This is a genomic window from Desulfogranum japonicum DSM 18378 (assembly GCF_000429945.1).
Taxonomy (GTDB): Bacteria; Desulfobacterota; Desulfobulbia; order Desulfobulbales; family Desulfobulbaceae; genus Desulfogranum; species Desulfogranum japonicum.
Genome location: NZ_AUCV01000027.1, coordinates 63,408 through 88,238, shown reverse-complemented (window position 1 = coordinate 88,238; position 24,831 = coordinate 63,408). Strand labels below are relative to the sequence as shown.

Here is a 24,831-nt window from a genome sequence, read left to right as displayed (position 1 = left end):
CCTTGAAGAATAATTTGGAGCAATTCAGGGTCGATTGTTGGGTACTTCTCCCTGATTTGCTCAATTATATGAAAAAGGGAGTTATTGGGAGCATCAATGCACTGGATAATATAGGATATTTGTTGGTCGAGACTATCGTCGTACATGTTTTTATAATACTCAGTCCTAGTTTGTGTTCCCAGCGCCATTGTCATAGTATAACCTCCTGATTTTGCAGAATATTATACTATAGTTTTGTCATTTATCAAGCGATAATATTACCTAGTCGGTTGAAATTATTATGCAATTCAAGAAAAGATGGGCCCAGAAGGTTGTGCCATAAATATCGGATGCACCCGGTTCCATGGGCTATAGGTAACTCACCAATAACAAAACATTTCGCGACATTTCTGCCATTCTGGGCTCGTAAGTTTTCCTGGAAAGAAACGGGGCAGACGTTTCGTGTTTCCTGGGATATTGTTGCCGATGCGGTAAGCTGGGTTGTTAAATGGGGGCTTGAGCACCGGACTCTGGAGGATATAACAGCCATTGGCGTTGATGAGATTCAATACAGCAAAGGGGTATAAATACCTGACTCTTGTCTATCAAATCGACAAACAGAATAGAAGACTACTTTGGACAGGCAAAGAGCATAAAAAAGCGACACTTCACCGTTTTTGCGATTTCTTGGAAGAAGCTCGCTGCAAAGAAATCAAGTTTGTCTGTTCAGATATGTGGAAGCCTTATATCTCAGTTATTGCAGAGCGCCTGCATGATATGCCGCATATGCAGCGGAATGTTTACGAAAGCTAAAAATCACTATCAGGAAAAAAACAATCAATTAGAAGCATAGTGGGAACTGCTGATCTTCTGCCCTTGTGAAAAAAGTATTGAGAAACAACTTTACTAATAGCAAAATGTTATTTCATTTCTCTTGACTCATTCCTTCCATCAATGCAATCGGTTTAGGTGACCATCCTGCTGTGATCCACTGCTCTGTTTGTAAATAGAGTAAGGGTTTTGTTATTGCCATTCCAAATTTCCATGTGCCTGACCCGATGTTCGGGGAAATGCCATATGATTGCCATGAAGGATTTTGTGGTGATTCAATTTGGCCTGTCAAACTAGCAACATTATACATAAATCTATCTTTAAAAGCCGTGCGTGCCATGTTAAGCCATACTTGTTCGCCAGTTTCTCGATACATAAAGGCATATAGATCGCACCAAGAAAGGCTGTAGTTAGCATTATAGAATTCAGTATCCCAGTGATAAGGCAGGTCTAAACTTAAATCACCAGCTGCGCTGGAGTTAAGAAATAGCGCATTAGTTGTTGTAAATTTATAGTATTCAGTTTGATCACTGTTATAAGTCCCAGGTTTTTTAGGCCAAGCCGCCATGACCATATCTTTGTTCCAAATAGCTATTTTGTTTATAATACTTCTCAAATCTGAAGCTTCTTTTTGCATTCCTGCCTCAAGCAAGGCGTAGTATAGGCGTAAAATATATTGTATTCCCATTGCATCGTATCCGATCCAGAGCTTATCAGATGAAATGCGACAATCCAGTGCAAATTTGTCTATGCCAATTTGTGTCCCTTCGTTTTTTAATCTATTCCAAATATACAGGGCTTCAGTAATTGCTTGTTTATCGCCAGTAACTTGCCAATAGTTAATAGCTGAACCTATGAGTCTTGTTAAGTCTCTAGTTTCGATACTTGCAGAGCCAACATCTTTTGCCGCTTGAACGTGAAAGAAATATTGTCCCATTATTTCGTAATATCTCGGATTTCCAGTAAGGAGATAATATATAAAAACCCCTCTAGTCCATGCATGAGCATTGCCTACGTGTGGGTCATTTATATTGTAGGTTCTACTGGTAAAGTTATCACCTAAAGAATCTAATTCATATCTCTGTGCCCCATTGAGTAATATGTCGTCATCAAGGCTATTGGTAGTTAATACGAAAGGATCATGTAAAGTTATTACATCTGCAAGATGATCCACCATTTCTTCGAAAATATCATATACGTTGTAGTCTATTTCTCTTTGCCAAACTAAATATGCCTGATAGGTAAAATCGTAGTGCTGACTATTAAATCCAAAATTAAGAGAACGAGGACTGTTACCAAATCTTAACCAGCCATACCATGACGGATAAGTGTAGGCCTTAGTTCCATCGCTATTAATCCACTGCCATAAAGGAACGCCTCTTTCTTCACGTAATGTTTGAAATGATTTTCCGTAAATATGGTCGTAGCTAGGATCCCATATACTCTTCGCATAATTTCTCCAACGATCAATTGAATCCTGTAACTTTTCATTTGCAGGAAAATTGTAAGTGCTGATAAAGTTGGGATCAAACATGAAATTGAAAAATTGAGTATTGCCGACATATTTTGGATCAAGGGTAATAATAAGAGGCGCCTGTAAAGATGCAACGACTTCTTGGTAAGTTGGGCTATTTGTATGAAAATAATATACAGTTCTGTGTGTTTTCCACATCCCGCCCAATATTCTGTATTTAGCCCCTGTATCTAGATATCTCTCTGGTAAATCTTCAGCAACATAACCTTGTGGCGGTGTGTAGCCCGAGTAATTCGAATCTCTGGTAGGTAAGAAGTTATAAGTAATTTTGTTACCTAGTATATGGTATTCACTCGGATAGTTTTGCCAAAACCACTTATCAGCAATTGCTATTCCTCCAATGCTATCAGATATGCCTGCATAGGAATTGTATTTATCCCAAGTTTTAAGCTTTAAGTTATCATTTTTAAGAAGAGTTGCAGAAAAATCATATGTTTTGTTGTTAAATCCGCTGGTGTTTAGTTCATCTTGCTTTAATGAATATTCTTCTGTCGAGTAAACTTCACTGAAATTTTCAAAGTGTACGTTTAAATTGCCAGTTGGATTTGTTAGTTTTAATTCTGTTCTCCAGTTGTTGACGTATAGATGTTCTACTGATCTGTATGCAAATCTGCTCCATCCTCTTCCATTGTTTTTAAGAGTTTGATCTATATAAACAAATGATGAATTTTTGTGGAAAGTATAGTAAAATCCATAATCAACATGAGAATCTGGTGTGATTTTGTCAAGGCTTGGAGTTGGTGGCTTTAATAAATTTCCATCTTTATCCTTTAAGGAGCCTTTGACCGTAATAACGCATCCTTGAGAATTATTTCTAAATATGGAAACTTGTGGGGTGTCGTGATAAGATGTATAGTCAACTCCATCAACGTTAACGATCATTCCTGTATCTTTTGGGCTGTCTATTAGCGTTGAGCCGTTTACTGTAACATAATCAAATAAATTTCCTGTTGATTTAGAAATTCTAAAGATTGCATTTCCCGTATTAACTTCTATGTAATTGGTTTGTTCTGTCGCGATTGGATTTTTTTCTTGTGCTGCAGTAGCTCTTGTGCTTAGTGTGTAGGTTTTGGTTTCGTTAGGGGCAAAATTGTCTAAGAAGTCAATTAGAACAACTCGTATGGGCTTAGTCGCATCTTCTGGGGTGCCACCGTATCTCGATAATACAGTGAACTCAGCTAGTTGGTTTTCAATCTGTAGGTTATCGACGGTTAGTATATTTTCTTCTTTGGGTATAGGGATTGAATAATCAATATGTGTTGTAGATCTTTCTATACCTTTACGTTCAGATACTGTGAAATTTACGTTAAAAGAATAACTAGTGGACGGATAAATAAATATAAGGAGGAAAAATAATATCTTTTTCATATTATTCAGTACTGAAAAGTTTAAATGTTGGAGAAACTGAAGTGAGCAGTGATGTCTTAGCTCCTTCACTATTCCATGTTCCAAAGTCTAAAGCTGAATCCATTGCAGAATTTCTATAAACTCTTATGAAATTTTCTGAATCAACCAGTTGGTTTCCACTGACTTCGGTTATGACCACTGCATCAGTTGGGGAGAGTGTTACTGGAATATTAAAAGTGAAATCGTAGTAAATATTTAACTCTTTAGTTATATCGGTGCCTTTAAGTTGGGAAGAAATACCGTTTACTTTTATTTGGGATAATGCATTATTTAGAGTTTTGTAAATTCTAACTTCGAATATCTTGTTTGATATATCGCCAATCCATGCTGAAAGCATTACTGAAACTTTACACAGGTTAATTTCTTCACCTGTATATATTCCACCTGCATAAATATAATACTCATGGGATAATAGTTGTACACTCCCATTCTGCTCATTAACGCTAAGGATAGGTGTTTCAGAACAAGTTGCAGAGGTGATGACAATTTGTTTAATGGTGACACCATTATCATTGTCAATTAGAGTCAATGTCGCTGTTGGTGTAGTATTTTCAGGGAATATATGTGAAACGATACTGCCTGTCGCTGTCTCACCATCATTAAAATTCCATGTATATTTATTGATAGTGCCATCAGAGTCTTTTGACATACTAGCATCAAAAGTATAAGTGCTATTGGTTAGGCTATAAGTAACTGTTGCTATCGGAGGGGTGTTTGTACCGGAATTGTCGGTAATTGAGACGCTTTGTAGGGATCCCTGGAAAGTCGTTTGGGCATATACATTATGACATATGCTCAGAAACGCACCAATTGATATGAGGAAAAATCCGAGAAATACAGCGGTTATGCAGGGATTTATATTGCGATGAAGGGCCTTTGGTAAAGGATTATTTTTTTGTGTCATATGGTCCTCCGGTGAGCGAAGTGTCAATTTCGCTATTTTATCGTCAATTAATTTCAATTATTGATACGTTGTATAGGAAATATTGATTAATGAGTAACAATGCTGCACACAATTTAAAATGGTAATGAAGCACCATCAATGGCTAAAATCGTACTGGGTGCTGTCTCGGTCCCATCTGTCAATATGCCTGTTACACTGAAGATCATTGTATCTTGGATGATCTCTGCTGGGCATTCTAACGTTCTCTCACTGGAGATATTTGTCTCGCATAATAGTACGTTATTCATATAAATACGGAAGCCGGCGATTTCCGTCTCGTTTCCAGAATAGTCCCAAGAAAACGTGAATAGATTAGTTGAACTGTCAGCAATTGCTTCGGTGGCACTAGGTCCTTGAATGTTAGTTGCACCAATTGCTATATACCCGACATCTTCTTTTATAAGAGTTATTTTCGTAGCAGTCGGGTTTTCCTCACTCAGTGACAATTTAGCACCGGTAGCCGTAAGATCATACATCCGTACTACGGAACTGTTTTCAGAGTTTTTGTTTTGAATAGCAGCAAAGATAAATGGAAGATCAACGAATTGTGTATTAAAATTAATGGTTTTGTCTTTCTGTGTTACTCTGGGCACTAAAACAGATTCATAATTCATGCCGGATTCACTCCCCGAACCCTGCGTCCAGGCAATATAACCTACTGTTTCCTCTTTATGGCCATCTGTATCCATTGAACCTGGGTCGAGAGTATAGGTAAATCCCTTATTACTTATGTTTTCCAGGCGATCAATGACCGGAGTCTGATCATTTGAAGAAAGTATTGAGGTCAAGACGATTGGGGTGTCGGTAAATGCCTGTTCAAAGCTCACAGCTTTAGCCGTGGTACTGCCGATAAATTGACCTATTTCCAGATTTGAACCATTGCTTAATGTTATAACCCCTTGCTCTGCAACAATGTAACTGACAAATTCATTGGGGTGTGTTCCATCCAAATAATCCCATTCCTGCAGTTTAATTTCAAAACTATCTGCTGAAAGATTTTGAATTCTCACAAATACTGGATCGTCGTTGTTGCGAGTTGGCGGGCTGGCGATAATTATCGGAGCTTCGAAAGACGATTCAAGTTGTACCTTGATCCAGTCTGTAGCAACTTCTACTTCGCCTACTTCATAAATGAGAGATGTGTTGGACACCGGTTTTATAGCTGTTATCGTTTTGGACGATGTATTGCTCAGAGCTCCATTATTATCACGAACCTGGAGTGTGGCTGTATATAATCCTTCTGCTGTATATATGTGTGAAACTGTGGCTCCTGAACCTGTAGAGCCATCACCAAAGTTCCAGGTATACGACGTGATGCTGCCATCTGTATCTGTGGAACCGGATCCGTTAAAAGTTACAGCCAATGGGGTCTCACCACTTGCCGGTGTGGCCGAGATAACTGCCGTTGGAGTCGCATTTATAGTTTCCGGTTCTGTAACCAGCACAGGCGTTGAGGCAGAGTTTGACAGGCCCTCACTGTCTGTAACTTGTAAAACTGTTGTGTACGACCCGGCTGTGGAAAATGTATGGGATGTAAGGCTACCGTTGCCTATACTACCGTCTCCAAATTCCCACGCAAAGATGAGGGGTGATCCTCCCGTAGAGCTGGTTCCATCAAAATTGACGGAAAGTGGTGCCTCACCCAGGGCTGTTGATGATGAGATAACAGCAACGGGCTGTTCAGTGGAAGACGCAGTGCTTTCCGAAACAGTTATTTCCACGTCTGCGGTTTGTGAAGATGAGCTTGTATCTGTAACCGTGAGGGATGCCGTGTATATACCAACAGAACTGTAAGCGTGGCTTACCGTTGATCCGCTACCGCTTGAGCCGTCACCAAAATTCCAGCTGTATGAACTTATGTTACCGGTTGAGTTTGTGGCATCAAAACTAACTGTTAATGGAGCCGTGCCACTGTTCGGGGTTGCCGAAATTAATGCCTGAAGGGTTGCTGTTGTGGTATCTGGGGGTGTGGTTTCAGTAGTCGAGGATGTCCCATCTGAGTAGACGATGAGATTGGAAAACAGGGTGGCTGTACCGGCACTGTCTATGGCTGCAATTTTGAATTCATTTTCTGTTGCCAGACTGGAAACTTCGCAGGTAATTGTTCTGGCCGTGGAGACGGTGGTTTCACACAGTACTGAATTGTTGTAATATACCTGAAAACCTCCTGCGTTTGTCTCTCCGTCAATATACTCCCAGGTGAAGGTAAGCGCAGTAGTCTGGAACAAGTTGGTAAACTCTGCAGGATTAAGGGTGAGAAAATTTGATTTATCGCTTTCTATTCCCGCCGAGTCATAGTGGCTGACAGCAAACGTCATGGTTGTTGGCAGAGGGTCAGCGTAACAGCACAGGGTTGAACTGGATGGAGACGCGATATCGCAGAGCTGATAATCGTTGAGATACATGCGATATCCAACGATATCCTGTGAGATGCTTTGATCGTCAATGGTGTAGCATATTTTGTGAGAACCACCTGTTGCCGTGGCGTCAGCTGGTGCTTCTGTAGATGAGGTATCGCTGATAGTAAAGGAAAGATATGGCGATTGGGGACTTTCACTTCCGTCAGAGTATGTTGCTGCAATGGAAAATTCAAATGTGCCGTTTTCAGTCGAAAAACTGCATGTCATGGGCGAGGTGGTAATATTTGTGGTGCATACTTCTTGTCCGTTTTTATAAAGCTTATATCCCGTGTGCGTGAGAGAAAAGTTTTCAGGGTGAGTGTAGGAAACATCAATTTTTACTGTTCTCTCCGTTGCTGCAAAAACATGTAATGGTGCAATGCAGATTAACAGCAGGATAATATATCTCATAATGCCCATAATAAAAATCCAGTGTTTGACGCCAGCGGTCATCTTCTCAGTTTTGAGCTATGAGCTGCTTCCCCGCATTGTCTTTAATTTCAGCAACTGCCCATTGTAACCATTCCTTTTGTTGAATGGAGAGGTCTTTTTCATGGCCCTGTATAAATTTGAGTAATGCTTCAGTATTTGGAAAAGATATTTTGTACAAACCGTCTGCATATGCTCCATGCCCCTGCAGGGTGATCTTTCCTCCCTTTTCCAGTGCAACGGTCAGGTCATGGTGCTGATAAAGAACGAAATTCGCAGAGGTTGAGACTGTTCCGTATCGCGCTTTTTGAATATAATCAAAAGTATACATACCGAGGCCGACGGCAAGGACCAAGGCTACGGCAGCAATACCTTTAGTGAGCATGGTGTTGGCCCTGGGAGAAAACATCTCCTGGAGGGTAAGTGGGATTCGTTTTGGGATTTCCTGTTCTATATCTGAATAACGGGCCAGGCGTGTTTTGACGACTTTTCCAGTGAAGTGCTCTACGTCGAGAATGGCGCCGTAATCAGTTGGATCTGCCATGGCAACTTCCAGGACATTGTTATCCTGGAAGGATAATGGGAGAACGCAGAGCTTTCTACACAAGTACCTGGGAAGTGTTTTTCGGACTTCCGGTGAAAAATTGGCCTCAATTTCGCATACAGATTCACCGGATTGATCGGATAAAATATCTTTGAGCTGATCGTCTGTAATGGCCTTCATGCCTATGAGGATGTGACCGAGTCTCCTGTCACCACCGGCTTTGATGCGCAGGGCTTCATTAATTATCTCTTGGGTGACAAGACCTTTTTCAACCAATATTTCGCCGAGGCGCGCTTTCCCTGCCATGAATTTTCTCCGGAGGTGTGTTGTTCGGGTAAGGCGTTAGTTTGTGTTTATTGACATTGTGTTAATAATACTGATTCTCTCTACTGATAACTGCAAATCATATCAATATGTTGATACACTTGTCATTTACTGGGTTTCGCAGTATTTATTAAATGAAAACAATCTGTTGCTTTTATTTTGAGCAATTACAAAATTGTTCTTCCTTTCTGTAATTATAAGTCTCTTAACGGGAATATTACAAGGGGTGACGTCCTTTTTTTATTGGTAAGTAACCATTCTTCTGACAGGAAAAAAGACCCACTATTGCACACAGTATCTACTTTTAGTTGAAATGATGGAAGAAATTTTGAGACGAGGAAATTTATTGTGTCAACTGTTTTTTGTGCGGGAGAAGAAAAAAATATCTTGAGGCATTTTTCATGGGATGCGGGTAAGGTGTGCCCAGTAAGTAACATGTTGTCCGGAAACGCTTGTTTCAGGGATCAAAATTTCCCTCCCCATATTTCTCAAAACATAGAGATACTTTCAAGGCAAAGATGGCGTCGTTGCGTGTAAGTAGCTTTGTTGTCGTTGGCTTCAAGTAACAGGTTTCAATTATAAAATGATAGCAAAGGTTTTATATATAAGGAGATACCGTGCTTAATTTATCAGAGTTTTCAGAGAGTCTGATTGTGCACTTTCGACGTGCTGAAAATTTGCGGGAAGAAGCTGTACACCTTACTTCCTATGATTTGAATATCAGGCAGCTTTGTGACCTTGAACTACTACTTAACAGAGGGTTTTATCCTTTAAATGGATACCTGGGGAAAGATGATTATCTGTCCGTGCTGGAAAAGATGCGTCTGCTGGATGGAACTGTCTGGACCATTCCCATCTGTCTCGATATCCCTGAAAAACTGGCTGAGAAGGTTGAGGTAGGGCAACGAATCGCCCTCAACGACCAGGAAGGCTTCTTGCTGGCTATTCTCACTGTGGAGGAAGTCTGGCAACCGGATAAACTGTATGAAGCTGAAAAAGTTTACGGAACCCGTGATTCCCAGGCTCATCCAGGTGTTAAGGCGTTACTGAATCAATCGAATGCCTGGTATGTCTCTGGGCCTGTTGAAGGCATTTCGCTTCCATTGCATTATGATTTCAGAGATCTCAGGCACACCCCTTCTGAGACGCATCGTCGCTTCACCCAGTATGGATGGCGAAAAATATTGGGCTTTCACACCAGGGAATATTTGCATTGCGCCCATCGGGAGATGGTACTTGCCGCAGCCAGAGAGGTTGGAGCCAGCATATTCCTGCATCCTGTGGTTGGCTTGGAGCATCCGGGAAGCCGGGAACATTATACCCAGGTGCATTGTTATCAGGAATTCGTGAAACATTTCCCAGCCAATATGATTCTCCTGGGTATTACCCCCTTGGCAGAGCGTCACGCAGGGCCACGGGAAGCGGTATGGCATGCCATTATTCGTAAGAATTTTGGATGCAGCCATTTCATGGTGGCCGAAGATCATGGAGATCCTTTTGCTGGAACAGGCAATTCCTTGTTTTATCCACGATACGCAGCACAGCAACTCGTTGCAGAGGTGCAGGGTAATACAGGAATCCAGATGGTGGCTGAAAAGTCCATGGGCTATGTTGAAGATAAAGGACAGTATATTTTTTTAGATGAGGTTCCGGATAATATCAAAGTCAAAAATATCACCTCCCATGAATTGAAAAGGCGTCTGGAATGGGGACTCGATATACCGGAATGGTACTCCTATCCCAACGTAGTTGCCGAATTGCAGCGAGCGTTTCCTCCACGTTCCAAGCAGGGGTTCACTATATTTCTAACCGGCCTTTCAGGGTCGGGCAAATCAACCATTGCCAAGGTGCTCATGGTTCGGTTTATGGAAATGTGCGACCGGCCGGTTACCTTGCTGGACGGCGATATTGTGCGTAAAAATCTTTCATCGGAGCTGAATTTCAGCAAAGAACACCGTGATTTGAACGTAACCAGGATAGGGTTCGTAGCCAGTGAGATCACCAAAAACGGCGGTATTGCCCTCTGTGCGCCCATTGCTCCCTATGAGGAACCTCGGGCAGCAAATCGTGAACTTATTAGCAGGTATGGGGGGTACATAGAAATTCATGTGGCTACCCCTCTGGAAGTATGTGAGCAAAGAGATCGAAAAGGCCTGTATGCAAAAGCCAGGAAAGGCTTGGTAAAGGGGGTTACCGGGATATCTGATCCGTATATTGCACCGGAAAACCCTGAACTGACCATCGATACCAGTCGCATGACGCCTGCTGAGGCTGTCCAGGAAATTTTCTTGTATCTTGAAGAGCAGGGATACATTCAATAGACGAGTTTATACAGAGTTATGCGGTTAACTGTTTGCGGGGCTTTTGTGTTGGGCCTCATTACCCCCTTTTTTTTTATAGCAGGCCCAACGGGAGATTCCATACGTTCTTTCAAGGATCTCTGGAACCTCGGACACGTTGGCTACTTTTGCATTGCCGGTTTGTTGCTGTACAATTTTCTGCATAAAAGAAAGCGTGTAGAAAGCAGGGGTTCTGTCAGTACCCTTTCTTTTTTGTATATCCTCTTTGTTGGGACGGGCATAGAGTTTCTTCAGTTTGGTGTGCATGGCCGTTCACCCAGTATTGAGGATATTTTACGAGATCTCCTGGGTTGGGGTGTTGCCACAATTATCTGGCTGTATCTGGTGAAGCGGAAGCCGTTTGGCAGAAAAGGGGTGATGTTGTGCTTGCTGGTTGCGGCCGGGTTGTTTCTGGCTGTCAAACCTTTGGTTGTAAGCCTATATGACGAGCATGCAATAGAGACGCAATTCCCTGTTCTGGCTGATTTCGAATCTACCAGCGAGATAACTCGATGGCGCTCTCCAAGCCAGATTAAGCTTCAGAGCAATGTCGTCCGTCATGGGCAATATGCTGCCAGGGTACAGTTGTCCACCAGAAAGTATTCCGGGGTATCTCTGGTGTATTTTTACGAAAACTGGCAATCGTTTTCTACCCTGCATTTCAGTGTGTATAACCCGGAGCATGAACCGTTGAAACTGCATTGCAGAATTCATGATGCTTTGCACAGAAAAAATGGGGCAGTCTATAAAGACAGGTATAATACCGTATTTACTGTACCCTTTGGATGGAACGATCTTGCCATAGATCTGCAGCAAGTTGCCGCGGCCCCTGAGAACAGAACCATGGAGATGGGGCATATACGCGGATTGAGTTTGTTTGTGGTTAAGCAACCCCGGGCCAGGAGTATATATCTGGATCATATCTATTTGGAGAGGTGATACATTGCGTTTTTATCGTCCCAGGACCTTTCTATCTCTTTTACTTACCGGTTTTATTTTCGTTTCTCTGCCCATGGTGATTGCGTTGTTCAGTTCGGTGCAGATACTCGACGGTGTTGTTCAGCAGAGCGCAGTGGCAGTTTTTCGTTCAGTGAGCAGAGTTGATAACAGTCGGAAACTTGCTGATCTGCTGCACGATCAGGAGCGTTCCGCACGATTGTACAATGTGCTGGGAGATCCTGCTCATCTTGATGAACTATATGGAACGACTACAGAAATTGATGCTATTTTGCAGCAATTTGCAGCTAACAACGACGATGCTGATCTTCTATACCTTATCCATCGTCTGGATGCGCAGGTGCAGCATATTGTAGCGGTCTTGACGAAAACTTCAGGTGGACCTGAATTGCTCAGAAAAAGTCAGCTTGCTGCCTTGAGTCTGTACACGGATGTGGGTACCATTGCTGTTCAGCTTGAAAGGTTGAGTAACTCATTAATGATTGCTGAAGTTGATGCGCTCAAGGAGAGTGTCCAGAAAAATAAAACCACGTTGGTCTGGCAGGTAACAGGTCTTATCGGTTTCAGTGTATTATTGGTGATTCTATTTATTTCAATTATCGTGAAGCCTGTCAGTCAGATTGATAAAGCCATAGAACGTCTCGGTGAAGGTGATTTTGCGACACCTGTCGCTGTTTCCGGACCAATTGACCTTGAATCCCTTGGGGAAAAGCTGAACTGGTTGCGGAAAAGGCTGGCTAAACTGGATAGGGAAAAGGTGAAAATGATTGCCCACATTTCCCATGAACTCAAGACTCCGCTGGCTTCAATCAAAGAGGGTGCCGGTCTGTTGAAAGATGGCCTGGTCGGGGCATTGAGTGCGAGTCAGGAAGAGGTTGTGAATATTCTGGATACCAATTGCGTGAAGTTACAGCGGTTGATCGAGAATATTCTGGATTTCAATATGGCGGAAGCCAAAGAATCTCCCATTGATCTTACTGAGATCAATCTGGGAGAATTGCTGCGCGAAGTCGCAGCTGATCATCATAATCTTATGCTGGCGCGAAATATCACTTTGCAGATGGCCCTTGATGCAGCGCTGGTATCAGGAAATAGAAAACAGATAAAGACCATCTTCGACAACCTGTTATCCAATGCGGTGAAGTTTTCGCCGGATAGCAGCACCATTGATATTTATATGAGAAATAAGGTGGATACGGTTTCTGTTATAGTGGAAGACCAGGGAGAAGGTATCAGCGAAGAGGATCGTCCACAGATTTTTCTCCCGTTTTTTAAAGGAAAGAAGTCCAGTCAGTCAGGTATCAAAGGTTCTGGCCTGGGACTTGCAATAACAAAAGAGTATGTACAGAATTGCGGAGGTTCAATTCGCCTGCTGCCAAGTGAGCGTGGTGCCCGTTTTTCTGTAACATTACCAAGGGTAAGGAATTAGCAACATGAAACGAATCTTGACCAGAGGAGTAGTTATATTGGGCTGTGTGTTGAGCGGTTGTGCCTCAATGGCACCACAACGTCCGGTTTATCCGAACCAGCAGGCTCCGACAGTGATTTTTTATCCCACTTCCAGCGCCAACCTTTTATCGTGTATGACAGACTCCCAGGATTTATCCCGAAAAGAGTTTAACGACTACTATAAAAAAGTGACCCAGCAGCAGGAAGAAAGCCCAAATGATTCCGATCAGCTATTACTGATTTGCCTCGGCCTGCATAAATATGCCAGTTACAAAGAATTCAGGAAATCGAGCAAGTTGCTTGAGGAGTATGGAGAGCGACACACAGACGAACAACGAAGTCTTCAGGGACTGCATATGCTTGTGGAGCGTATCCATAAAGAGCAGTTACGGCTCTGGTCCCGAGGCAACCAGTTGAGTGATGAGAAATCCGCCCTTGAGGATTCCAATCGTATTCTGCTTGAACGTATTGCCGAACTTGAACAGAGCAATGAAGTGGACAAGAAACGTGTCCAGGAACTGGAAAAGCAGATAGAACAGCTGAAAAACATAGAAAATATTATTAAAAACAGGGAATTGTGACAGGTGTCACTGTTACGGAAACAGGGTGTTATGGAAAAGCCGAAGTGTAAAATTCTGTTGGTCGATGACGAAGTTGATTTGCTTAGATTGTGGAAATTACGTCTGCAATCAAGTGGTTATGATGTCTCAACTGCAGAATGCGCAGAGGAGGCGATGGCCACTTTTGCTGCTGTAAAGCCGGATGTCGTTCTCACTGATCTTCGCATGCCTGGGCTGGATGGAATGGCTTTGTTTGAAGGAATTCGTAAAGTCAACAAATCCATTCCCGTGATTATTATCACTGCCCACGGTTCCATTCCTGAAGCGGTGGAAGCAACCAGGCAGGGAGTCTTCTCTTTTCTGACAAAACCAATAGACGGCAATGAGCTGATTGAAGAGATTGAGAAGGCTGTTGAAAGCACCAGCGGTGGCGCGGCTGCAAGGGTTTCTGAACGGGAGGAATGGCGACAGGATATAGTGTCTCGCAGCGCGAGTATGGAGGAGTTGCTATCCCGGGCAAAGCTGGTCGCAGAAACTGAATCCACAGTCCTGATCCGTGGTGAAAGCGGCACTGGTAAAGAGTTGCTTGCCATTGCCCTGCACAAGGCAAGTAATTACAGGAAAGGCCCGTTTATTCCGGTCAACTGTACTGCAATTCCGGAAACCCTTCTTGAATCGGAGCTTTTCGGACATGTAAAAGGCTCTTTTACCGGGGCTTCCAGGAGCTATGCCGGATTATTTCAATCTGCGCACAATGGAACCCTGTTTTTAGATGAAATCGGTGATATGCCGCTTCATATTCAGGTCAAGCTGCTGCGGGTGCTCCAGGATCGCCAAATTCGACCAGTTGGTTCTTCGCAACCTGTGCCTGTGAATGTACGTATTATCTCAGCAACTCACAGAAACTTGGAAGAAGCGATTCAAAACAATACCTTTCGAGAAGATCTATTCTATCGATTGAACGTTGTGAGTCTTGAGCTTCCGCCTCTGCATAAACGTAAAGAGGATATCCCTCTGCTTGCCGAGCATTTTGTCAATATCCTGACCGAACGTGGTGACGGCCAGCCCAAAAAGTTTACCTCGGAAGCCATGCAGATCCTGGTAGAAGCTCCGTGGCCAGGTAATGTCCGTCAGCTTTATAATGTGGTTGAAAACGCTGTCGCCCTGGCAACATCCTCGTTTATTACAGAAGATCTGCTGTACGATGCCATAAAGACGAATCAGAAAAAGATTATTCCCCTTGCTGAGGCAAGACGGCAGTTTGAACAGCAATACCTGATTCAATTATTGCAGACAACCCGTGGCAACGTTTCCCAGGCGGCACGTCTGGCTCACCGTAACAGGACAGATTTTTATAAGTTGCTTAGTCGACATCACATTGTGCCTTCATTATTCAAATCGTGATGTCTGTTTTGCGCGACATTTAGGTCTTGTAAGTTTGCAGCTAGCTGTTGTTGCGTTTTTTTGTGTGTTTCTTTTGGGCGACACTGAGAAGTGGTGATGGTTGGCAGGATGGACAGCAGAAGGTTGCCCGTCCTGCCAGAGTACTTTTTTCAATGGGTGTACGGCAGACTGGGCAGGGAAGGCCTTTTTGACCGTACACCTTGAGCTGCAGCTGAAAATAGCCAGGCTGGCCATTGGTTGCCAGAAAATCAGATATTGAAGATCCCCCAGCCTTGATGGCTTTTTTCAGGACTGTGACGCAGGCGGTGCACAGTGTTTTCCACTGTTCCACTGTTACTTCTTTTGCAGGGGTAAAAGGGCTGAGCTTTGCCAGGAACAAGGCTTCATTGGCGTATATGTTACCGATCCCGGCGACCAGCTTGCTATTCATCAAAAAAGCTTTGACCGGTACAGTTCTTCTGGCAGCCAGCTCCATCAATCGAAGTGGCTGAAAGTCATTGCTGAGAGGTTCCAACCCTTCTGACTGTGAAAAAGACCGTTCTTTCTGCCGGGCGGACTGACTGGCCCAGACCTCTACAAGACCGAAGCGGCGTACATCGTTGAAGCGAAACTCCTGGTTGTTATCCAGGGAGAATATCAGATGATCGTGCTTGGCCCTGGGGATTTGACTGTCAAGTACTGCGAGTTTACCTGTCATACCGAGGTGGATGCGTAGAACCGCACCATTACTCAGTCGGATAAGGATATTTTTAGCCCTTCGATGTATGGCCTCAACTGACTGCTTGAGACATTCATTGTTAAGTAATGAAAGATTGACCGGGATGCGGAGAGAATTACCGCTCCACCAGATGGCGGTGATTGTGCGTTTTCGTAACAGGGGAACAAGTCCCCGTCGTGTGACTTCAACTTCGGGAAGTTCAGGCATGGTTTCCTCCGGTGCAGCGGGCGATGATATATTTTTCCCATTGCAGAAGGTCTACTGTGATTTCCTGGCAGTTGCTTTCAGTCTGAACTGTGCATGTCATTGTCCAGTCCTTGTCTGTGCATCCCGCTTGTATTGAAAGTACCTGTGTGCATGTAAACAGAGCCGGCTGATCCGAGAGAATACATTTTTTGATTGCTTCTTTTGCTGTCCAGATAAGAGCCAGACTTATCAATGTGTCTGTTACTGCTGCTGTTACATATCGTTCCTCCGGGGTGCTGAACTTGTCCTGCAGGCGGTGAAGCTTTTCATCCAGATATTGAATATCCACCCCACAACTGCAATGGGTTGAGACCATTGCCGCTCCGTACCTGTGGCTGTGACTTATTGAAACGGAAAAGGGCAACTCTGCCTGAGGAGTAAGAACCGGACGGCCGATCTGATCCGGCAGGATGGAATATGATGACCACTTTGGCTGTTGCAGGTGTGTGTTGTTGCACAACATGTCCAGGGCGTATTTAGCTGCGATTCTGCCGCCGAGCCATTCTGTATAGCGTTTCTCCAGGGAAAACGATTTGAATATTTCCTGTTCACCTGTAGAGAGAAGAATATGTTGCCAGGCTTTTCTGTCAAAATTCTGCAGAAACCCTTTCAGGGCGGAAAGATCAATCATTGCGGCGGTGGTTTGTCGATCGCTGCACCAGTGATGGCCCACGGACTCCAGGGCACTGCTTAGCATTTGGTCGGTAATGTGAGATAGCTGAAAGGAAGAGGGAAGGGTGCTTGTTAAATTCATGAAAAGGTGTATAAATGTCAGTTAGATATGAGTGAGTTGAGAGGCCAACACGATCGGATAATGTATTTTTACGCGATTTTTATCTTCCCTTTAACAATAAACAGGAAAAATGAACAGTCTTCCCCATTTTAGCTATTTTGATATAATTGTTGTTCTGCTGATGCTTTTTTTTCTGGTCAGAGGGCTGTGGGTTGGTTTTATGCGTCAACTTGCAGCATTTTTCGGACTGATCGGAGGGTATTTACTGGCAGCCAGATATCATGGTTTTGTTGCACCATTTGCAGAGCGTTATATAGAAAACCCGAAAGTGATCTTCCTGGTATGTTTTTGCTGCGTGTTTTTGCTTGCGGCCATAGCATTCGGGTTGCTTGGCAAGCTTTTAAGAAAAGTCATGGAGATTTCCCTGCTGGGATGGTTTGACCGGGCACTTGGCGGGGCGCTTGGAGTCGTGAAAGGATTTATTGTTGCCTCCTTAGTATATATGTTTGTCGCATCCAGCCTGTCTGCAACCAACGGTATGTTGCGCAAGTCTTTGAGTGCTCCATATCTCCAGCTTGGTGCAGAGCAATTGCAGATTCTAATTAATGATCCCAGGCTGAAAGAGTATCTGCGTATAAAAGAGCCTGCCATACAAGACACTAAATAGTGCCTGCCCATACATGAATCCCCAGAGTTTCACTACTCCTGAGCAGGTATGGACAGGCACCGGAGACTGTCGGGAAATTGCTTTTTTTCTCTGGCAGTCTCCAGATGAGGTTTACTTGGCTTTGGTAGTTACTGGCTCGCTTCTTCCAAAAGTCTGGCTCGGTAGCGATTGACAAATTCATCAACATCTTCACGCCAATCATTCATGACGTTGAGGTTGTGCTTTTTGAGGCAGCTGTTTTCCAGAATCGAATTGCCTGGTCGCTTGGCAGGGGTGGGGTATTCTTCCGTTGTGCAGGGTTCAAGGCTATATGGTACGTCCATGGCATCAAGGAAATAGCGTGCGGCTTCATACCATGTGGAGTAGCCTTCAGAGCTTGCATGCACAACGCCTCTGATATCTGACTCAACCAATCTTCCGATCTGCTCTGCCAGTCGCCAGGACCAGGTCAATGAACCGTACTGGTCGTGCACTACCCGAATAGTTCGTTTGGGATCAATGGTTGCCAGTCTGAGCATGGTTTTCAGGAAATTTTTGCCGTTAATGCCATAAAGCCAGGCAGTGCGCAGAATAACGTGATCAGAGAGCCTGGCCACAGCCAGGTCGCCCTCCAATTTTGTTTTTCCGTAGACGGAAAGAGGGTTGGTTGCGTCATCTTCTAGATAGGCGTCGGGAGCTTGCTTTTTGCCGTCGTAGACATAATCTGTGGAAACCTGAATAAAACGCGTCTGGTGCAGGCTGCACTGTTCTGCGATGTAGGTGGGGCCCAGGGTATTGACAGCTCTGCAGATTTCCTCATGATCTTCGCAGGCATCAACAGCGGTGTAGGCAGCGCAGTTGATGACGATGTCCGGGCGATGCTTGCTGAAAAGATCAGCTACCTGTTTTGCGTTGGTGATGTCCACCTGACCAACATCGCAGCAGCAGATGGAATGATCCTTTGCAAGAAGTGTTTTGCAATCACTGCCCAATTGACCGTTTGCTCCGGTGATAAGAATATTCATGGTAGATGTATCCTGTGGGAGTTACTGGATAAGGTCCAGGAGATATTGACCGTACTGGTTTTTGATCATGGATGAGGCGAGTTTTTCCACCTGAGCTTTGTCTATGTATCCCAGCCGGTATGCAATTTCTTCAAGACAGGCTATTTTGAGCCCCTGTCGCTCCTGCACAGCCTGTACATAACTGGAGGCTTGTTGGAGGGATTCGTGGGTGCCTGTATCAAGCCAGCAGAAACCGCGGCCAAGAAGCTCTACTGTGAGTTTTTTCTGCTGCAGATAATAATTGTTTACATCCGTGATTTCCAGTTCACCCCTGGCAGATGGTTTGATGGACATTGCCACATCCACTACCTGGTTATCGTAGAAATACAGGCCAGGTACGGCATATCGGGATTTTGGTTGTACAGGCTTTTCTTCAATGCCTATTACCCTGTTTTCATCGTCAAATTCCACTACACCATAGCGTTGAGGATCTTTGACCAGGTATCCGAAAATAGTCCCTCCGCTGGTCAGCCTGCTGCATCTGGTGACGATCTCTGCAAATCCGTGACCGAAAAAGATGTTGTCGCCAAGAACAAGGCAGACCGAGTCATTTCCTATGAATTCCTTGCCAATGATAAATGCCTGGGCAAGCCCTTCCGGTTTTGGCTGCTCTGCATACTGTAAATGCAAACCGATATGACGGCCGTCGCCAAAGAGCTCCTGAAAGCGGGGGAGATCGTGTGGTGTTGAGATAATAAGAATATCCTGAATACCGGCAAGCATGAGAACCGAAAGAGGATAATAAATCATCGGCTTGTCGTAAACAGGAATAAGCTGTTTGCTGATGACACGTGTTAATGGATAAAGGCGTGTTCCAGAGCCGCCTGCGAGTATAATACCTTTCAATGTTGGTCTCCGTTAATAATCCAGAAAATGTAAGTGATTACAGGTTGCACGATCGTGATTGCCCGCATGGCAGGCTACCCGAGTCTGCGCTTTCCTGTAAGTAGTCACCCTTACCCAAATCTGGGGCACCTGGATTCACTTACAGTAAAGGTGTAAATGAAAGCCGGTGGGGCAACCCCCGTGATCAGTTATCAGAAAACATATTGATATGTTAGAGGATTGTTCACCTGTTTCCTTTTCTGGGGAAGTACAGTAAAGTTGCTCTTATCTCTTACTGTATATTTCAGAATCTTTCAAATATGAGGAGAAAAAGATTCCATGAAGGATATGCCCAGCTATTTCACTGCCTATGATATTCGCGGCAGAGTCCCCGATGAATTGAACGAAAAAATTGCCGCCAGAATAGGAGAGGCATATTGTGAAACATTTTCGCCAACCAAGGTTGCTGTTGGCAGAGACATGCGTCTGTCCAGCCCAGCGTTGTCAGACGCGTCGATTACAGGCATTCTCGGCTGCGGTGTGGATGTTGTTGATCTCGGATTGTGCGGAACAGAAGAGGTGTATTTCGCTGCATTCAGTCAGGAGTATGAAGGTATTGATGGGGGTATAATGGTGACCGCAAGTCACAATCCTGCAGAGTATAATGGCATGAAAATTGTACAGAAAGGAGCCAGGCCGGTTTCCGCAAACAGTGGATTGCAGGCCATTGCTGAAAAACTCACAAAAACAGCAGAGACTCCGTTTGTGGTGGAAAACCAGTCATCCCATGGAGTTTGCGAGCAGCGATACGGCAAAGATGCCTACATTCGCCATCTTCTGTCCTATGTCAATCCAGAGATTTTGCGGCCACTGAAACTTGTTGTGAATCCTGGCAATGGTTGTGCAGGTCCCGTGATAGATCTGTTGGAACAACATCTGCCGTTTTCGTTTATTCGTATGCATGATCATCCGGATGGTACATTTCCAAATGGTGTGCCAAATCCGCTGCTGCCCCAAAATAGGGAGGAGACAGCTCTGGCTGTCAAAAAGCATAATGCCGATCTGGGCATAGCCTGGGATGGGGATTTTGACCGTTGCTTCTTTTTTGATGAAAATGGAAGATTTATTGAAGGCTATTACATAGTTGCTTTCTTAGGCGCTGCTCTTTTGGAAGAGCATCCTGGGGAAACCATACTCTATGATCCGCGTCTGACCTGGAATACCATTGAGACGGTCAAACGGCTCGGAGGTAAACCGGTCATGACCAGGACAGGGCATGCTTTTATCAAGGAAAAGATGCGCTCTACCCGTGCCATTTATGGTGGAGAAATGTCTGCGCACCATTATTTCCGTGATTTTGGCTACTGTGATTCAGGGATGATTCCCTGGCTTCTGGTCACGCAGCTGATAAGTTCTCGCGGCAAGACGCTCTCGGCCATGGTTGATGATATGATGAAAGATTTCCCTGTGAGTGGAGAGATAAATTCCAAAGTCGCTGACCCTGACAGTGTATTGAAGAAAATTGAACAGCAGTATGGCGATGGATATCTGGAATATATTGACGGTGTATCCGTCACCTATGATCGATATCGTTTTAATATCCGCAAATCAAACACCGAGCCGCTTCTTCGTTTGAATGTTGAGAGTCGTGGCGATAAACAGTTGCTTGATGCCAAAACTGAAGAGTTACTCGCTCTGATCCGGCAGGAGTAGGTTGCAAACTGTAAGCGTGAGTAACCGGTCATAGTGTGGGGGTATTAAAAATACTGGTGAGTAGAACTTGAAACGTAACCAACCAAGAAGGAGTAATTGTGTCTATACAACCCGTTATATTAGCAGGTGGAACAGGATCCAGGTTATGGCCTTTATCCCGGGAACTTTACCCAAAGCAAGTGTTGAGCCTCATTGGAGGACATTCATTGTTACAAAATACACTGCTTCGGGTTTCAGCTCTTCCCGATGTGCTTCCGCCTATCATCGTGGTAGGGGAAGAACACCGGTTCATGATTCAGACACAGGTAGAAGAACTTGGGATATTCCCAACGTTTAGCTTATTACTGGAACCTGTGGGTAAAAACACTGCACCAGCCATTTGCGGGGCAGCTCAATACAGTGTCAGAAACAGCAATGATGAAAAGGTGCTTCTGGTTTTGCCAGCCGACCATTTAATCCGTGATGACCTGGCGTTCGCAGATGCAGTTCTTGCCGCGGAAAAGCTCGCCCTGCAGGGAATGCTGGTAACATTTGGTATTACCCCGGATCACCCGGAAACCGGGTATGGGTACATTCTCAAGGGTGAAGGAAGTCGGGTGGAAAGATTTGTTGAGAAGCCTGATTATGAGACTGCCAGAAGATACCTGCAAAGCGGCGAGTATCTCTGGAACAGCGGTATGTTTGCCTTTACGGCAAGTGCGTTACTGGAAGAGATCAAGCTTTACTCCTCTGATATTTATACTGTTATGGAGCAGGCAGTGGCCGGAGGGAAGCAGGATGGGATATTTTATCGATTTAACGGTGAAATCATGGCCAACTGCGAATCGCAATCCATTGACTATGCTGTTATGGAAAAAACAAAAAATGCGGCAGTGGTCGAAGCTGATATCGGTTGGAGCGATATCGGCTCATGGCGTGCGTTGTGGCAGGTTGCTGAAAAAGATGAGCAGGGAAATGTAACCAGTGGAGATGTCCTGCTGGAAGATGTTAGCAACTCTCTGATAAAAGCTGAGCATACTCTTGTTGCAGCGGTGGGGTTGCAGGATACGATGATTGTTGAAACTGCCGACGCCGTGCTGGTTGCCCCCATGGACCGCTCCCAGGATGTGAAGAAAATAGTTGCCCGGCTGAAAAAGGAAAAACGAGGGGAGTTTCAGATCCATAAAACTGTGTACAGGCCATGGGGATCGTATACGACCCTGGAGATGCATAGTCGGTTTCAGATTAAAAGAATTACTGTAAAGCCGGGGGCGAAATTATCGCTGCAGATGCACCATCATCGCCATGAGCATTGGGTGGTTGTAACAGGAACTGCCAGAATAGTTAACGGAGAAAAATCGTTTTTACTCCATGAGAACCAGTCAACCTACATTCCAGGGGGAACAATGCACCGGCTCGAGAATCCAGGCGTCATCCCATTGGAATTGATTGAAATACAGATTGGCAGTTATTTGGGAGAAGACGATATTGTACGTTTTGATGATGAGTATGGTCGATGAGCGCACCACCAAATGAACAGTTTTGATAGGGCTGTTGTAGAATAATCCGTTGCCTGTTTGGCGGGTAACGGATTATTTCTGGAAGTAATTGTTGAAAGCTTTGATGTATTTTTCGAGAACCTCTTTATCTTTTTCTGCAATCTGAAAAAATTCGACTCCACTTTTCGTGCGTCCTGCAGATTGCTTGGAATAGACAATCTTCCCCATTACGTTGATGAGATCATCCTCAAGGCCCAGGGTAATCATAACCTGCTGTCCCTGTGGTAAGTGTTGATGGGTTTCCATGAGGATACCCCCCTCACTGACGTTCAAGGTTCTGGCCATGGAGTATGACCCCTGTCTGCCCTGGGAATCGATCACGAGGTAATCAAGTAAATTGAGTGATTCCGGCCTGATAAAAGTTCTTCTTTCGTTTTCCACGCGGCTGCCTGTTGAAGACAAGTTTTCTGGCTGTATGTATTCTTACCAGGTTGTCTGCTAAGAATTCGACAATACCTTACGATGGTATCACTATACTGCTTGCGCTGAATTCCTTAATTATTTGGCACTGTTCAACGCTACCATTCCGGTGCTTTTCTTACCTTAGAAAAATTGTACAGGTCAGCTGATCTTTTGTCAATTATCCTGATGCTGTTTCTTTTTTCTACAAAATTGTAGATTTTTTGTTTTGTGCTTACAATTTTGTGTGTAAGTAGGCGTCTCTTGTTCTGCGATCTTGTTTTTATTGCTTTTGTGTTATTTTTTTGTCAATATGCCTACGTTTTTGGGTGTGTTGTCCCTGTGTGTTGGAGGAATATACAGGATTGGCATGCACTTCTATGGAGTAGCCGTTGCGACGCTGTACAGCCCCACTGTGTTGAAAAATCATCGAGACTGTTTGAAAAGGGGTGGTGTTTTTTTTGCCGAATAATCAGTTTGATAGAGCTCAGTCCTTTCGGGGTTACAACGCGGTGGCTAGGCTTGCATTGTAAAAAATGCAAAAATTAAATTACAAAAATGTTCTTATTTGGTAAAGGAGGAGGAATGGTTAATGGAGCTGATACCGCTTTTATTCTGGCGGCAGCAGGGCTTGTGTTGTTGATGACTCCTGGGCTTGCATTGTTCTATGCCGGCATGGTTAGGTCAGAAAATGTCCTTGGTACAATCATGCAGAGCTTGATTATGATCTCCATAATCTCTCTGGAATGGATTTACATTGGCTATACAATGTCTTTTGGTCCGGATGTTGCAGGGGTGGTGGGTGATTTGTCGATGTTTGCCCTGCACGGAGTAACAAATGCTCCAAGCGAAACCTATGCGACAACCATACCGCAGACAGTGTTTATGATTTACCAGTGTATGTTTGCCGTAATTACACCGGCTTTGATAACAGGAGCTTTTGCCGAGCGGGTCCGTTTTGCTCCCTTTGCAATCTTCAGCTTGCTTTGGGCTGTGCTGGTGTATAATCCGGTGTGTCATTGGATCTGGGGCGGTGGTTGGCTTGCAGGCCTGAATGTTATGGATTTTGCAGGTGGTCTTGTTGTGCATGCTACCTGTGGTGTCGCCGCACTGGTTGCCGTAATGGTTATAGGGCCAAGAAAAGGGCACGGGCATACAAATTTTCTGCCGCATAATCTGCCCATGACCATGCTTGGAACAGGGTTGCTCTGGTTTGGTTGGTTCGGATTTAACGGCGGAAGTGCCCTGGCAGCTGACGGGATAGCTGCAACTGCTTTTGTCGCCACACACCTGGCAGGTATGGCAGGCATGGCAATGTGGACGGCCCTGGAGTGGATTAAGCTAGGTAAGCCGACAACTCTAGGTGCTGCATCCGGTGCTATTTCCGGGTTGGCAACAATAACGCCGGCAGCTGGATTCGTCGGCCCCAATTCCGCTGTGATTATTGGTTTGATAGCAGGTCTGGTCTGCTATCTGGCTGTAAACTTTAAAGCTAAAATGCAATTTGATGACTCCCTCGATGTTGTCGGTATTCATGGTGTGGGGGGAATCACTGGTACCCTGTTACTGGGTGTTTTTGCGAGCAAAGCAGTGAACCCCGGAGGGGTGGATGGTTTGCTTGCCGGAAATATATCTCAACTCGGCAGTCAGTTGATTGGCATACTTGTAGTCTGTGGTTATACTTTTGTGGTAAGTTTGATTATTCTTAAAGGGATAGACCATTTTATGGGCTTAAGGGTTTCTCCTGAGGCGGAAGATCAGGGATTGGATTTTACTGAGCATTCTGAAACAGCCTATAACTAACAGCTCTCAGGACTCTCTTCATAGTTTGTTAAGAGTGGCTGAGCAGA

General features: G+C 44.4%; 21 protein-coding genes. 11 read left to right on the top strand and 10 right to left on the bottom strand.

Translation table 11 applies throughout. From position 1 onward, the window contains the following. Positions 1 to 194: hypothetical protein (locus tag G493_RS33975; RefSeq protein ID WP_028580770.1), on the bottom strand; the 194-nt coding region annotated here is incomplete at its 3' end. A 135-nt stretch (positions 195 to 329) separates the two neighbouring features. Here G493_RS33975 and G493_RS32195 point away from each other — a divergent pair. Then, positions 330 to 566, top strand: coding sequence for a hypothetical protein (locus tag G493_RS32195; protein ID WP_028580769.1), 237 nt, complete (start codon positions 330 to 332; stop codon positions 564 to 566). After that, complete coding sequence (locus G493_RS34830; RefSeq protein WP_028580768.1) at positions 538 to 792, top strand: transposase; 255 nt, start codon at positions 538 to 540, stop codon at positions 790 to 792. The genes G493_RS32195 and G493_RS34830 overlap by 29 nt, the downstream gene beginning before the upstream one ends. A gap of 112 nt (positions 793 to 904) precedes the next feature. Here G493_RS34830 and G493_RS0113090 read toward each other — a convergent pair whose 3' ends face one another. From G493_RS0113090 to G493_RS0113075, 4 genes are all read right to left on the bottom strand, one after another. Next, positions 905 to 3,712 carry a hypothetical protein gene (locus G493_RS0113090; protein ID WP_028580767.1) on the bottom strand — a complete coding sequence of 936 codons (2,808 nt, stop codon included), beginning with the start codon at positions 3,710 to 3,712 and terminating at the stop codon, positions 905 to 907. A 1-nt stretch (position 3,713) separates the two neighbouring features. Next, positions 3,714 to 4,655: a PKD domain-containing protein gene (locus tag G493_RS0113085; RefSeq protein WP_028580766.1), complete on the bottom strand. Its 942-nt coding sequence runs from the start codon at positions 4,653 to 4,655 to the stop codon at positions 3,714 to 3,716. 113 nt (positions 4,656 to 4,768) lie between these two features. Continuing rightward, the gene (locus tag G493_RS0113080) at positions 4,769 to 7,513 is read right to left on the bottom strand and encodes a PKD domain-containing protein (protein WP_161629824.1); all 2,745 of its coding nucleotides are present in this window, start codon (positions 7,511 to 7,513) and stop codon (positions 4,769 to 4,771) included. Between the two features lie 37 nt (positions 7,514 to 7,550). After that, positions 7,551 to 8,372, bottom strand: coding sequence for a GspE/PulE/PilB domain-containing protein (locus G493_RS0113075; RefSeq protein ID WP_028580764.1), 822 nt, complete (start codon positions 8,370 to 8,372; stop codon positions 7,551 to 7,553). A 635-nt stretch (positions 8,373 to 9,007) separates the two neighbouring features. Between G493_RS0113075 and G493_RS0113070 the strand changes: the two genes are divergently transcribed. Genes G493_RS0113070 through G493_RS0113050 form a run of 5 tightly spaced genes read left to right on the top strand, consistent with a single transcriptional unit; the run spans position 9,008 to position 15,099 of the window. Further along, positions 9,008 to 10,711, top strand: coding sequence for a bifunctional sulfate adenylyltransferase/adenylylsulfate kinase (locus G493_RS0113070; protein WP_028580763.1), 1,704 nt, complete (start codon positions 9,008 to 9,010; stop codon positions 10,709 to 10,711). A gap of 18 nt (positions 10,712 to 10,729) precedes the next feature. Then, entirely contained in the window at positions 10,730 to 11,668 is a 939-nt protein-coding gene (locus tag G493_RS0113065; RefSeq protein ID WP_028580762.1) for a VanZ family protein, read from the top strand. Between the two features lie 4 nt (positions 11,669 to 11,672). Further along, positions 11,673 to 13,115, top strand: coding sequence for a sensor histidine kinase (locus G493_RS0113060; protein WP_028580761.1), 1,443 nt, complete (start codon positions 11,673 to 11,675; stop codon positions 13,113 to 13,115). A 4-nt stretch (positions 13,116 to 13,119) separates the two neighbouring features. Continuing rightward, entirely contained in the window at positions 13,120 to 13,716 is a 597-nt protein-coding gene (locus tag G493_RS0113055) for a hypothetical protein (protein WP_028580760.1), read from the top strand. A 30-nt stretch (positions 13,717 to 13,746) separates the two neighbouring features. Then, a complete protein-coding gene (locus G493_RS0113050; RefSeq protein WP_028580759.1) occupies positions 13,747 to 15,099 on the top strand; it encodes a sigma 54-interacting transcriptional regulator in 1,353 nt (450 codons plus the stop codon). A 40-nt stretch (positions 15,100 to 15,139) separates the two neighbouring features. Here the strand turns inward: G493_RS0113050 and mutM are convergent, their stop codons facing one another. Beyond that, positions 15,140 to 16,024: a bifunctional DNA-formamidopyrimidine glycosylase/DNA-(apurinic or apyrimidinic site) lyase gene (gene mutM / locus G493_RS0113045; protein ID WP_028580758.1), complete on the bottom strand. Its 885-nt coding sequence runs from the start codon at positions 16,022 to 16,024 to the stop codon at positions 15,140 to 15,142. Continuing rightward, positions 16,017 to 16,817, bottom strand: coding sequence for a 4'-phosphopantetheinyl transferase family protein (locus G493_RS0113040; protein WP_084813570.1), 801 nt, complete (start codon positions 16,815 to 16,817; stop codon positions 16,017 to 16,019). The genes mutM and G493_RS0113040 overlap by 8 nt, the downstream gene beginning before the upstream one ends. A 109-nt stretch (positions 16,818 to 16,926) precedes the next feature. Here G493_RS0113040 and G493_RS0113035 point away from each other — a divergent pair, with 109 nt between their 5' ends. Further along, entirely contained in the window at positions 16,927 to 17,463 is a 537-nt protein-coding gene (locus tag G493_RS0113035) for a CvpA family protein (protein WP_028580756.1), read from the top strand. Positions 17,464 to 17,591: 128 nt separating this feature from the next. On the opposite strand, the gene rfbD is transcribed toward G493_RS0113035, so the two are convergent. Next, positions 17,592 to 18,467 carry a dTDP-4-dehydrorhamnose reductase gene (rfbD, locus tag G493_RS0113030; protein WP_028580755.1) on the bottom strand — a complete coding sequence of 292 codons (876 nt, stop codon included), beginning with the start codon at positions 18,465 to 18,467 and terminating at the stop codon, positions 17,592 to 17,594. A gap of 21 nt (positions 18,468 to 18,488) precedes the next feature. Next, positions 18,489 to 19,352, bottom strand: coding sequence for a glucose-1-phosphate thymidylyltransferase RfbA (gene rfbA / locus G493_RS0113025; RefSeq protein WP_028580754.1), 864 nt, complete (start codon positions 19,350 to 19,352; stop codon positions 18,489 to 18,491). A gap of 318 nt (positions 19,353 to 19,670) precedes the next feature. Here rfbA and G493_RS0113020 point away from each other — a divergent pair, with 318 nt between their 5' ends. Next, entirely contained in the window at positions 19,671 to 21,044 is a 1,374-nt protein-coding gene (locus tag G493_RS0113020; RefSeq protein WP_028580753.1) for a phosphohexomutase domain-containing protein, read from the top strand. A gap of 104 nt (positions 21,045 to 21,148) precedes the next feature. Then, on the top strand, positions 21,149 to 22,543 hold the full coding sequence (locus G493_RS0113015; protein WP_028580752.1) for a mannose-1-phosphate guanylyltransferase/mannose-6-phosphate isomerase: 1,395 nt from the start codon (positions 21,149 to 21,151) through the stop codon (positions 22,541 to 22,543). Positions 22,544 to 22,615: 72 nt separating this feature from the next. On the opposite strand, the gene G493_RS0113010 is transcribed toward G493_RS0113015, so the two are convergent. Further along, the gene (locus tag G493_RS0113010; protein ID WP_028580751.1) at positions 22,616 to 22,963 is read right to left on the bottom strand and encodes a PilZ domain-containing protein; all 348 of its coding nucleotides are present in this window, start codon (positions 22,961 to 22,963) and stop codon (positions 22,616 to 22,618) included. Between the two features lie 603 nt (positions 22,964 to 23,566). Between G493_RS0113010 and G493_RS0113000 the strand changes: the two genes are divergently transcribed. Beyond that, a complete protein-coding gene (locus G493_RS0113000; protein ID WP_028580750.1) occupies positions 23,567 to 24,784 on the top strand; it encodes an ammonium transporter in 1,218 nt (405 codons plus the stop codon). The last annotated feature ends 47 nt before the right edge of the window (positions 24,785 to 24,831 follow it).